General features: G+C 43.0%; 13 protein-coding genes. 10 read left to right on the forward strand and 3 right to left on the reverse strand.

Features of this window, described 5'->3' with window-relative positions:
* Positions 1-45 precede the first annotated feature (45 nt).
* From leuA to LZZ98_RS11740, 4 genes are all read left to right on the forward strand, one after another.
* Positions 46-1743, forward strand: coding sequence for a 2-isopropylmalate synthase (gene leuA, locus LZZ98_RS11725; RefSeq protein ID WP_237788003.1), 1698 nt, complete (start codon positions 46-48; stop codon positions 1741-1743).
* 101 nt (positions 1744-1844) lie between these two features.
* Positions 1845-3005, forward strand: a complete 1161-nt coding sequence (gene metX, locus LZZ98_RS11730; RefSeq protein WP_237788004.1) for a homoserine O-succinyltransferase MetX — start codon at positions 1845-1847, stop codon at positions 3003-3005.
* Positions 3005-3598, forward strand: a complete 594-nt coding sequence (gene metW, locus LZZ98_RS11735) for a methionine biosynthesis protein MetW (protein ID WP_174558499.1) — start codon at positions 3005-3007, stop codon at positions 3596-3598. The genes metX and metW overlap by 1 nt, the downstream gene beginning before the upstream one ends.
* Positions 3595-4182 carry a tetratricopeptide repeat protein gene (locus LZZ98_RS11740; protein WP_086175818.1) on the forward strand — a complete coding sequence of 196 codons (588 nt, stop codon included), beginning with the start codon at positions 3595-3597 and terminating at the stop codon, positions 4180-4182. Before metW ends, LZZ98_RS11740 begins: the two co-directional genes overlap by 4 nt.
* A 37-nt stretch (positions 4183-4219) precedes the next feature.
* Here the strand turns inward: LZZ98_RS11740 and LZZ98_RS11745 are convergent, their stop codons facing one another.
* Positions 4220-4663 (reverse strand): GNAT family N-acetyltransferase, encoded by a 444-nt coding sequence (locus LZZ98_RS11745; RefSeq protein WP_237788005.1) that lies wholly within the window; start codon positions 4661-4663, stop codon positions 4220-4222.
* Between the two features lie 121 nt (positions 4664-4784).
* Between LZZ98_RS11745 and rdgB the strand changes: the two genes are divergently transcribed.
* A complete protein-coding gene (rdgB, locus tag LZZ98_RS11750) occupies positions 4785-5411 on the forward strand; it encodes an RdgB/HAM1 family non-canonical purine NTP pyrophosphatase (protein ID WP_237788006.1) in 627 nt (208 codons plus the stop codon).
* A gap of 146 nt (positions 5412-5557) precedes the next feature.
* Here the strand turns inward: rdgB and LZZ98_RS11755 are convergent, their stop codons facing one another.
* On the reverse strand, positions 5558-6439 hold the full coding sequence (locus LZZ98_RS11755) for a permease (RefSeq protein WP_237788007.1): 882 nt from the start codon (positions 6437-6439) through the stop codon (positions 5558-5560).
* A gap of 185 nt (positions 6440-6624) precedes the next feature.
* Between LZZ98_RS11755 and LZZ98_RS11760 the strand changes: the two genes are divergently transcribed.
* The 4 genes from LZZ98_RS11760 to LZZ98_RS11775 all read left to right on the forward strand — a co-directional run bounded on the left by LZZ98_RS11760 (position 6625) and on the right by LZZ98_RS11775 (position 10292).
* Positions 6625-6843, forward strand: a complete 219-nt coding sequence (locus tag LZZ98_RS11760; protein ID WP_086175821.1) for a Sec-independent protein translocase subunit TatA — start codon at positions 6625-6627, stop codon at positions 6841-6843.
* Between the two features lie 12 nt (positions 6844-6855).
* A complete protein-coding gene (tatB, locus tag LZZ98_RS11765; RefSeq protein WP_237788008.1) occupies positions 6856-7278 on the forward strand; it encodes a Sec-independent protein translocase protein TatB in 423 nt (140 codons plus the stop codon).
* Complete coding sequence (tatC, locus tag LZZ98_RS11770) at positions 7275-8051, forward strand: twin-arginine translocase subunit TatC (protein WP_237788009.1); 777 nt, start codon at positions 7275-7277, stop codon at positions 8049-8051. The genes tatB and tatC overlap by 4 nt, the downstream gene beginning before the upstream one ends.
* Before the next feature lie 207 nt (positions 8052-8258).
* Positions 8259-10292: a PhoX family protein gene (locus tag LZZ98_RS11775; protein WP_237788010.1), complete on the forward strand. Its 2034-nt coding sequence runs from the start codon at positions 8259-8261 to the stop codon at positions 10290-10292.
* Between the two features lie 40 nt (positions 10293-10332).
* Here LZZ98_RS11775 and LZZ98_RS11780 read toward each other — a convergent pair whose 3' ends face one another.
* The gene (locus LZZ98_RS11780) at positions 10333-11115 is read right to left on the reverse strand and encodes an NRDE family protein (RefSeq protein ID WP_237788011.1); all 783 of its coding nucleotides are present in this window, start codon (positions 11113-11115) and stop codon (positions 10333-10335) included.
* A 93-nt stretch (positions 11116-11208) separates the two neighbouring features.
* Here LZZ98_RS11780 and lgt point away from each other — a divergent pair, with 93 nt between their 5' ends.
* The gene (lgt, locus tag LZZ98_RS11785) at positions 11209-12021 is read left to right on the forward strand and encodes a prolipoprotein diacylglyceryl transferase (protein ID WP_237788012.1); all 813 of its coding nucleotides are present in this window, start codon (positions 11209-11211) and stop codon (positions 12019-12021) included.
* The last annotated feature ends 35 nt before the right edge of the window (positions 12022-12056 follow it).

Genomic DNA, 12056 nt, shown 5'->3' on the forward strand with positions numbered 1-12056 from the left:
TTATCCACGACTTTAAGCAACCCATGTTACACAAGGAGTTACCTCATGATGTTGGCTGATCCAAGTAAAAAATATCGTCGCATGTATCAACGTGTCGACTTGCCAGACCGTCAATGGCCGAATAATGAAATTACCAAAGCGCCAATCTGGATGAGCACCGACCTTCGTGACGGTAACCAAGCCATTTTTGAACCGATGGATATGGATCAAAAATTCAAGATGTTCCAGATGTTGGTGAAAATCGGTTTCAAGCACATTGAAATTGGTTTCCCTTCTGCATCGCAAATTGATTTTGACTTTACCCGCAAATTGATTGAAGAAAACCATATTCCGGATGATGTTTACATCGAAGTGTTGGTGCAGGCACGTGATCATTTGATCCAGCGTACTTTCGAATCATTGGTCGGTGCAAAACGTGCCATCGTGCATATCTACAACTCAAACTCTCCAACTTTCCGTCAAAAAGTCTTGAATGTGGATGTGGAAGGTGCACGTCAGTTAGCGATTAATGCTGCACAAAAAGTGAAACAATATGCAGCGCAATATCCTGAAACTGAATTTATTTTTCAGTACAGCCCGGAATGTTTCTCTGCAACTGAATTGGAAGTGGCAAAAGCAGCCTGTGATGCAGTGACTGAAATCTGGGAAGCCTCTCCTGAGAATAAAGTGATTTTGAACTTGCCAGCCACTGTTGAAGTTTCAGGTCCAAACGTTTATGCCGACCAGGTAGAATGGATGCACCGCAACATTCAGCGTCGTGATGGCGTGATCATTTCTGTACACTGCCATAATGACCGTGGCTGCGGTATTGCAGCATCAGAATTGGCGATTATGGCCGGTGCTGACCGTGTTGAAGGTTGTGTGTTTGGTAATGGTGAACGTACCGGTAACGTCGATGTTGCAGCTATTGCCTTGAACATGTATACCCAAGGTGTGGCACCTCACTTGGATTTCTCCAACATCAACGAAATTATTGCCACTGTTGAAGAATGTACAGGCTTGCCAGTGCACCCTCGCCATCCATATGCCGGCGACTTGGTGTTCACCGCATTCTCCGGTTCGCATCAGGATGCCATCAAAAAAGGTTTTGAATTTCAGAAAAACGAAGAAATCTGGGATATGCCGTACTTGCCAATTGACCCTAAAGACTTGGGCCGTGACTATGATGCGGTGATTCGCGTTAACTCACAGTCAGGTAAAGGCGGTATTTCTTACTTGTTGGAATCGAACTACAACGTGGTGTTGCCGCGTCGCTTACAGATTGAGTTTTCGCAAGTGGTTCAACAGGTGACTGACGAGCAAGCCAAAGAAGTTTCTGCACAAGACATCTGGACCTTGTTCAAAGACACTTATGTAGCAGCGAAAGATGCTCATTACTCGGCCAAAAACTACAAATTATCAGATGAAAATGGCAATCAGGTCATTGAGTTGGATATTGAAGTAAACGGCGAAGTTCAACACTTGCGTGGTGAAGGTAACGGTCCGATTTCTGCAATCTTGAATGCATTACAGTTGCCAATTGACGTGTTGAACTATGAAGAACGCAGTATTGGTTCTGGTGCAAATGCCAAAGCATTGGCCTTGGTTGAGCTTCAGGTCAAAGGTACCGGTAAATCAGCCTTTGGTGCCGGAGTGCATGACAACATTGTGACCTCATCTATCGAAGCGATTATTGCCTGCACCAACCGCTTGATTGAACAAGGTGTATTAAGTACCGATCAGGTGATTGCTGCTGCGGTATAAGTATTAGCAATAATATTTAGCATTAAAATGACTTTAGAAGGATACCCGCTAGTGGTATCCTTTTATTTATTGATCCTAAAGATTTAAGGCGAAAATTTCCTGTGTCTTTTCCAGCTGATTCAGTGGGCTTAGTTACCCCGCAAAAGTTTATTTTTGAAGAGCCGTTAGAGCTCGAATGTGATCGAATTCTTCCACGTTTTGAGCTCATGGTCGAAACTTATGGCGAACTCAATGCCGACAAATCCAATGCAATTCTGATTTGTCATGCGCTTTCAGGCCATCACCATGCGGCAGGTTATCATCATGAAGATGACCGCAAACCCGGTTGGTGGGATGCATGCATTGGACCAGGCAAAGCAATTGATACTTCTAAATTCTTTGTGGTTGCACTAAATAATATTGGCGGTTGCAGTGGTTCGACCGGCCCGATTTCGCCGAATCCGGAAAATGACAACCGTCCTTATGGACCGGATTTCCCACTCGTCACCGTGCGTGACTGGGTCAAAACCCAGGCCCTGCTCTCTGACCGTATGGGCATTGATGTTTGGTATGCCATTATTGGCGGTTCTCTGGGCGGCATGCAGGCTTTGCAATGGTCGGTGGATTATCCGGACCGTTTAAAAAAATGCGTCATTATTGCCAGTGCACCGAAACTATCGGCACAGAATATTGCCTTTAATGAAGTGGCGCGTCAGTCCATTTTGTCTGATCCCGACTTCCATAATGGCCGTTATCTGGAAAATGACAGCTATCCGAAACGTGGCCTGATTTTGGCACGTATGGTCGGTCATATTACCTACCTCTCTGAAGAAGCCATGAAACAGAAATTTGGCCGTGACTTGAAATCGGGCAAATTTATGTACGGTTTTGACGTTGAGTTCCAGGTGGAAAGCTATTTGCGTTATCAAGGCGAACAGTTCAGCCGTAACTTTGATGCCAATACCTACCTGATTATGACCAAGGCGCTGGACTACTTTGACCCATCACGCGAGTATGAGCAGTCATTGAAAAAAGCCATGGCAAATACCCAATGTAAATTTCTGGTGGTTTCATTTACTACCGACTGGCGTTTTACTCCGCAGCGTTCACAAGAAATTGTCGATGCACTGATCAGCAACCATAAACCGGTAAGCTATGTCGATATTGATGCCGAACAGGGTCACGACTCGTTCCTGTTCCCGATTCCGCTTTACGTTAAATCATTACGTGCATTTTTAGGTGGTGTAGAACACCTCGAAGCCACACCTAAGGAGACTGTGTAATGCGTATCGATCATCAACTGGCAGAAACATGGATTAAACCAGATTCCAGCGTACTGGATTTAGGCTGTGGCGATGGTGAACTGCTGGCACATATGAGCAAAAAGCACAATATTCGTGCATATGGCCTAGAAATTGATCAGGAAAAGATTGCAATTGCAGTCAGTCGAGGGTTAAATATTATCCAACAAGACTTGAACCTCGGTTTAAGCCGCTTTGCAGACCAGTCCTTCGACTATGTGGTGATGGCACAGGCTTTGCAGGCTGTAGATGCACCGGACGTATTATTGCGTGATATGGTGCGTGTGGGGAAACAGGCAATTATCACCTTTCCTAACTTTGCGCATTGGAAGACCCGTTCTTTCTTGGCATTAAAAGGGATGATGCCTGTTTCAGAAGCATTACCGTATATGTGGTATAACACGCCAAATATTCATTTATGTACTTTCCGTGATTTTGAAGCACTTTGTGCCGAAAACGATATCCGGATTATTAATCGACTCGCCGTGAATGGGGATCAGCAAGGTAGTTTACTCAGTAAACATATCCCGAATCTGTTTGGTGAAGTCGCTATTTATCGAGTGAGCGCACTATGAAAAAAATATTATTAAGCACACTATTCGTTGGACTGTTTAGCATTCAAGCCCATGCAGAATATGTTGCACCTACAGCTTCGGTTTCAAGCCAGGCTGCGCAGTATTCTGTTATGGATATCAACAACCTGACCAAAGCCGCTAAAGCCGGTCAACCCGCTGCACAATTTTATCTTGGTACCAAATATCAATACGGCAAGGATGTTCAGAGAGATGAGCAGCAAGCCTTTACCTGGTACAAAGCCGCTGCGGACAATGGCTTGACCGCCGCCCAGCTGAATGTGGGTCGTATGCTGGCGGATGGTATTGGCACCAAAAAAGATGAAGCTTTGGCACGTAAATATTTTGAAAAAGCAGCAAGCCGTGGCGATAACCGTGCCAGCTTCAATCTAGCCAGGATGGAAGAGCAAAAGAAAAACTATGTTGGTGCATACCAGTGGTATGAATTGTCTACCCGTGACGGCATGCTCGACAATAAAGTTATTTCCCTTTCTGAAGGCAAAAAAACCGCTTTGGCTGCCAACTTGAGCCAAGAACAGATTCGTCAGGCACGTGACCGTGCGGACAAGTGGATTCAGGCACAGTAATTCTGCCTGATTCTAAAAAGCACCTGCGGGTGCTTTTTTATGCACAGGATGATTTGAGCCGAAGCATTTTAATAAAGCGCAAACCGCCAAACTCACAGACATCTGAAATACATTCAAAACCAAATTTTTTATACACAGCAACAGCATTACAACTCGAATTTACACTCACTTGCTGAGGGTTGCCATCTTCCAGACTTTGCAGCAGATAATTCCATAATAATCGTCCAATCCCCTGCCCCTGATAAGCCTGATCTACAAAAAAATGAACGAGATGCGTTGGTTCTCTATAAGCGATTACACTAATTATTTTGCTTGCTCTTTCATAAACAAAATAATGGACTTTTGTTTGTTGTAATAACCGTTCTAAAGCAGACTGGCTAAATTTCTGCTCGCCTTCTGCATGAATAGCAAAGTCAGAAATATAGGGCTGAATCAGCTGCTGTATGTCTACACTATCTGACAACTCGGCAATTCTAATCACAATTTATTTCCTTAATTTTCTTATTATTTAATTCAAACTTACAATCAGCAGCGCTGAAGCAAATTAGGAACTAAAAATCCGTTAAAATAACACTATATTTATTGATACAAAGAGCACAACAATGGCGTCTCAAGACTGGTTATCTCAAGGAACCCTCGTTCTTGCAAGCAACAACAAAGGTAAAATTGCCGAATTTGAAAAAATGTTTGCAGAACTCAATCTTCCTGTTGAAGTCATTCCACAAGGCAAACTGAATATTGAAGATGCTGTTGAAGACGGCTTAAGCTTTGTTGAAAATGCGATTATAAAAGCGCGTCATGCGTCTAAGATTTCAGGAAAACCAGCGATTGCCGATGACTCGGGTATTTGCGTTCCTGTACTGGGCGGTGCGCCAGGTATTTATTCTGCAAGATTTGCCGGCGAACATGGCAATGATGCCGCCAACAATGTAAAGCTGTTAGCCCAACTGAAACCGCTTCGTAAAGAAGGCGAAGTAATTGAAGGCATGTTTGTTTGTGTCCTGGCACTGGTGCAACATGCTGATGATCCACTGCCACAAATTTTCCAGGGTATTTGGACTGGTGAAATACTAGAAGCTGCTCGCGGTGAAAATGGTTTCGGCTATGATCCATTGTTCTGGTTGCCTGAACTGAATGTATCCAGTGCAGAATTATCAAAAGAAGATAAAAATAAAATTAGTCACCGTGGTCAGGCGATGCATTTATTTAAGGCGAGTTTAGAAAGTTAAAAAAACTTCTCAATAAAGTTCTCCCTCCTCTCAGGAGGGATGAGAAGTTCAGCTTCGCAAGGGGAGGTTAATCTTTCAAAACCCTCTCTCTAACTCCCTCCCAAAGGGAGAGAGAACTTTCAAAACTCTTCTAAACATGTCATAAATCATAAATTCGGCACTAAGCTATGTAACACCACTCCATACACGCCAATCAATATCGCACTCGCAATCGTACCTGACGCAATATATTTAGCAGAATGGCCTGTGCCCTGATAATGGGTTTCCAACGCCACAATATTAGCTGCGGGTGGAAGTAGGAAATACATCATCATAACAGCGTAGCTCAGTACTTGATGCGGAATAGGTAAAAACAAATAAGCTCCTGTTACCAAACCTAAAGCGAGAATAAAACGACCGCTAATCAGCAGCAGACTTCGCTTTAAATCGCTTAGTTGAATCCTGACTTTACTCAGCCACATCCCCAAAATACACATCCCGGCAAAAGTCACCAGAACCTTATTGGCCTGATAGCCCCACTGAATGACTGGGTGAGATTCATAAGCACTAAAATCCCAGAAGGATAGAATCCCGGCAATCGTCAGTGCCATCACCGGCGGTGATTTCAGCATATTTTTAACAATAAATTTTGGATCCTGTTTATCAGGACTGACTGCCACGACCGCACTAACATTTCCAAATAGAGAACCACCGATATATAAGGCAACAATGGTATTTAAGGCTTCAGGACCAAACAATGCCAAAGCAAATGGGAAACCGAGCCAGACACCGTTTAAATAACTAAAACACAGTGCATGTAATTTATCTCGGGAAAAAACATAGAACAGGCCAAACAGGAATAGTGAACTACAGATACTAAAACCGATCAGCCACAAACTCCCCTGCTGATAGAACACCATGTTGTAAATTACAATCAAGGGGATCAGTAGACGAGCCAGTATTGCGGCCATCATCGGGCGAATCGGCTTTAATACATTGACACCCAAATATCCAATAAGAAACGAGATGAGTGGAAGGATAAGTGCCATGGATTGCAAATTGAATTGAAGCAGAAGTTTAAATCCTAGCACAATCCTATAAATAGCATGACCGAGTCTGCTTATTTTTCTGATTCCATCTCCATTCATGATTGTCTTGAAACTGAAATTTTTCAGTCACATTGCTGTCATGGCCAAATGTTCAGATAGAGCTAAATAAAAAAAGAGTAAAGAACATGGCAGGATTATCAATTTGGCACGTAGTCATTTTTGCAATTGTGGTGATTTTATTGTTTGGCACCTCCAAACTGAAAAACCTAGGTAAAGATGTCGGTGGTGCAGTCAAAGATTTTAAAAAATCCATTAAAGATGATGAAGCTATTCCATCTAGATTAAATGAACCCCGTACCATTGAGGCACAGGTGAAAAATCCTGAAAATTCAGTGAAAAGCTAAGAGTACCGTGCCATGCTGAATGTAGGTATGACAGAACTGCTGTGCTTTGCCATTATTGCATTGCTGGTACTCGGTCCAGAAAAGCTTCCTGAAGCTGCGCGCTTTGCGGCGAAATGGTATGGCAAAGCCAAACGTTTCATTCAGAGTGTTCAAACTGAAGTCGATCGGGAACTCAAGCTTTCAGATTTTCGTGAAGAAATCCAAAAAGAAATTGACCGCATGACAGAAATAGAACAGCGCTTGCAAAAGCAGCTGGATCATTTGACTCAGTCAACACAACAAGAAAAGACTCAAGCGCCATCTTCCCCCCTTTATACTTGGCTCAGTCCGTGTCGTTTGACACCCTTTTCAGCGAATTTTGTTCAGTTACATGGCACTGATGCGCTCATGACTTCAACCCCTCACATTCCATCTAAATTGAAGATTGCCGTATGAGCCCAAGTCAATTGCCTGCCGCTGTAGTCAAATCAGAGACTGAAAATCTGGAACAAATGCCTGTGATGCAGCATTTAATCGTTCTGCGTCAGTATTTATTTAAAATCGTTGCTATTACCCTACTGCTGTTTTTCTGTTTATTGCCATTTCGCAATTATACTTATCAGCTTTTGTCGGAACCACTCAGACAGCAATTGCCTGTCAATTCAACCATGATTGCCACCGATGTTACTGCAACCTTTATGGCACCGTTTAAGCTGAATTTATTTGTGGCCTTGATGCTGGCAATGCCGCTGATCATCTACTTCTTATGGTCATTTGTACGCCCTGCCCTGTATGAAAAAGAGCGCCACCTCGCTATTCCGCTTTTAGCCGGCAGTATTTCTTTATTTTACTTAGGTATAGCTTTCGCCTACTTCATTACCCTACCGGCAATTTTGCATTTCTTTATCAGTGTGTCGCCGGAGAGCGTTGCACCAATGACCGACATCAACAGTTATTTAAGTTTTTGTTTAAAACTGTTTTTGGTGTTTGGATTGACCTTTGAAATTCCGATTGTCACTTTAGTCCTGATACTGATTGGTGTGGTCAGCACGCAAAGTCTGGCAGAAAAACGTCGTTTTATTGTGGTGGGCTGTTTCTTTGTCGCCATGTTTGTGACTCCACCTGATGCTCTTTCCATGGTGATGCTTGCCATTCCCATGTGGTTATTATTTGAAATAGGATTATTTCTTGGAAAGATGTTAGAAAAACGCCACGCATTTAAACCGTAATCAGACTACTTTTACCCGGCTCCAAACCTGAAACGCAAGTTTTGAGTTTTTATTTATATATATTAAAATATTGATTTTATTATTTTTAAATAAAACAAATTGTCTTTAAATTGACCAAAAAGTGTAAAAAAACTGTCATTACCCGTTTATACAATCGCTCATGATAACCAACTAAACAATAACTTAATTACACTTTACGGATTGAATATGACAACCACTTCTCATCAGCCAACTCGTCGCGATCTTTTAAAATGGTTTTCTGGAATTCCTTTTTTACCGCTTGGGGCAATGGCCACAACAGCAGCATTAACGGGGTGTAATAATAGTGATTCAGACGCCATCACTATTCCACCGACAAAACCAGTCAATTTTAAAAGTGCTAAATTCACCCCAATGACTGCACCAAGCACAGTTTCTGACATGGCGACGACATCGGTCAAATCAAAACTACAAATTACTTGGGATGATGCAACAAATACCGAATATCAGCTTGCATATAAACCCTTCTTTGTTACAGGTCAAACTGTACCCAAACATGGTGGCGGAACAATTGTTGCCGGCGGCTATTTTGATGTGAATGGCAACCCGATTATGGATAAATCCGTCGTAGGACAAGAACGTCAGTTCTTTTCTGATGCTCCGGATGGTTCATCACTCATTCATTTAGACGGTGCCAAAGTCGAGGGTGTGACAACCCCCGTATTCCATGTGGTTCAGTTTGAATATAATTCAAAAGACCAGTCAGGTGCAGACACCTACGGTCAATTGCCTTCTCCAATTGCCATTTTGACTCTAGATCAGGATCAAAAGACCGGTCATTTAGAACTTAAAAAGTATTTCAATGTGAATACTGCACCTGTGCACGGTTTATGGATTACCTGTGGTGCCAGTCTTTCTCCGTGGAATACCCATCTTTCCAGTGAAGAATATGAACCTGATGCTTTCAACCAAGGCATTGGCGGTGCAGATCCAGCCGGATTTGGAAAATACTTCTTTAATAATGATATGAGTAAAGTCAAACCATATAACTATGGTCATTTACCCGAAGTGATCGTGAACTTAGATGGCACAGGTAGCATCAAGAAACATTATTGTTTAGGTCGTATTTCACATGAACTGGTTCAAGTCATGCCTGACAATAAAACCGTCATCATGGGTGATGACTATACCAATGGCGGTTTCTTTATGTTTATTGCAGATAAAGAGAAAGACCTCTCTGCGGGAACACTCTACGCTGCTAAATACAAAGATGAATTAAATGAAACCTCTACAGCACGTATTGAGTGGATTAAGCTTGGTTCTGCAACCAGCAAAGAAATTGAAGATTTGGTCAATGTTCAAAATATTCAACCAACAGATATCATGGAAAGCTTAAACGTAAATCCAAATGATGCGAGCTATACTGAAATCACCTTAGCGAAGAAAAAGCTTTGGGTCAAACTCAAACCAGGTATGGAAAAAGCAGCCGCTTTCTTAGAAACCCATCGTTATGCGGCACTGATGGGTGCGAGCATGGCATTTACCAAAATGGAAGGCACAACCGTTAATATCAAGGATAAAGTGGCTTACTCTGCCCTTGCCAACATCCAAGACTCGATGGTTGTCACAGGTAAAGGTTATGTTGCTGCACATAATGTTAAATTTGCAAAAGCATTGAAAGCAGGTGGTGTACTTGCTCATGATCTTAAAGGCAGCCAAGTTGACAGCAATGCTACACTCATTAAAAGTGAATGGGTGCCTGCGCAAAGCCATATGTTATTGATGGGCAAAGATATTAACTTTGACAACTTGGGTAACACAGCTGATCCAGAACAAATTGCCAGTCCAGATAACTTGAAGTTCTCGGAAAAACTACGCACTTTGTTTATCGGTGAAGATTCGGGCAACCATTTGAATAACTTCTTGTGGGCTTACAATGTGGATACGAACACCTTGGATCGTATCTTGTCTACGCCAGCCGGCGCAGAGTCCACAGGTTTGCATGCCGTAGATGAAGTGAATGGCTGGACCTACATCATGAGTAACTTCCAGCACCCAGGTGATGAATGGAATCGTTTCTATAAAATCGATGCTACAACTGGTGCACGTAGCGGCTTAAGCGCAGATTTACTGACGCAAATTGACACTGCAATTGATGCAAACTACAACAAAAAATTCGCTGCGGCGGTAGGTTATATTACTGCTGATCCTATTGCTCCATCAGTGACCAAAAAAGTTACCGATACCAAGAAGCCTGCGTAGACTCAACAGATAAAAATGCCGACCTCGTGTCGGCATTTTTTTATTCATTTAAAGGCAAATCAATCTGGATAATATTGTCTTGGGTTTCCCCCTGCTGGGATTTTTCCTGCCACAGCCAGAGATCATTTTTCAGCCTTAAAAAATTGGAACAGCGTGTGCCATAAACGGGACTTTGAATAAAAGTCGATGAGAGCAATTCTTCCATCTCTAAACTAATGCCGGTTTGGGGCAAAAGTTCCGGAATAATTTTTCGTTCATCTTCCAGAATGTCCCACACCGTAAAATCAAGATCGGCTTCGGCTATATCTGCCTGTTGTAACATCGGCAAAAATTCCTGGGTAAAACGCTTACGCAGGTGTTTGGTCTTTTCCCAATGCTCGGTCATTAAACCATTGGACACCACATACACGCCTTTGGCTAACACCTGCGGTGCTTCACCTCTATTACTCATATAAACCGCCTGATGCTGATCACCGACAAACAGGTTAAAACCGGCATAATCACATTGCCGTTTTTCCAGGGCTTGAGCAAAACGAATCGAGGTTAAATCAGATTCTAAAAAGGCCTGAATCAAATGACCACGTGAAGTTGGATACTGCTTTTTATCAGTCGCGTCTCTAAAATTGGTCACGACTGCCCAGCGACCTGATGCAGTAATTCCCATCCATGTGCCACCTGACTGTAAATCTTTTCCGGCAATAATCGGGCTGTTTTCCCAGTAATGTAATGCCGAACTCGGCCGCTGATAAAACTCATCCCGATTGGAAATCAGACACAGCGGTGTATCATCCAGAACCTGCCAAGCTAAAGCTACAATACACATAATTCATGCTCTTTATCTTTACACATTGAATGTACAACATTTTTCCTTGGTTTCAGCTAAAATCTGTGCAAAACATAATGACAAGGAACAGGAATGCTGAGCTATCCGAATATAGACCCAGTTGCGGTATCGCTGGGACCATTACAAGTCCACTGGTATGGACTGATGTATTTACTGGCATTTTTATTTGCCTGGGGACTGGCGACTTATAGAACCAAACAGCGTGATGGCTGGACACCCGAGATGGTTTCAGACCTAATTTTCTATGGCGCTTTAGGTGTGGTGGTGGGTGGTCGTGTAGGTTATGTGTTCTTTTATGGCTTTGAGCAGTTTCTGGCCAATCCGCTATGGCTATTCCAGGTCTGGACAGGTGGCATGAGCTTCCATGGCGGATTTCTGGGTGTCATGCTTGCCATGCTGTTCTGGTGCAAAAAATATCAGAAAACCTGGTTTCAGACTTTGGACTTCATTGCACCCTGCGTTCCGACTGGCCTAATGTTCGGTCGTATTGGCAACTTCATTGGCGGTGAACTGTATGGCCGTCCGGTCACTGATCCAAATTTTGCGCTTGGGATGATTTTTCCCAACGACCCGCTGCAACTGGTGCGTCATCCCTCACAGCTTTATCAGGCACTGGGTGAAGGTTTAATCCTGTTTATTGTGCTGTGGTGGTTCAGCTCCAAGCCGCGTCCACGTATGGCTGTGTCAGCTCTATTCCTGATCGGTTACGGTATTGCCCGCTTTGTAGTGGAGTTTTTCCGCGAACCCGATAATGGCCAGCTGTTTATTGGCTGGATGAGTAAAGGTCAATTCCTGACTGTACCAATGATTTTGATTGGCCTCTGGATGATGTGGTATGCCTATCAGAAGAAAATCTATGATTGGGGCCCAAATAAAAATTCTTAATTTCTAGCGAGGCAAAAGCCTCGCTTTTTTATTGC

The organism is Acinetobacter sp. SM34, assembly GCF_022012365.1.
Taxonomy (GTDB): domain Bacteria; phylum Pseudomonadota; class Gammaproteobacteria; order Pseudomonadales; family Moraxellaceae; genus Acinetobacter.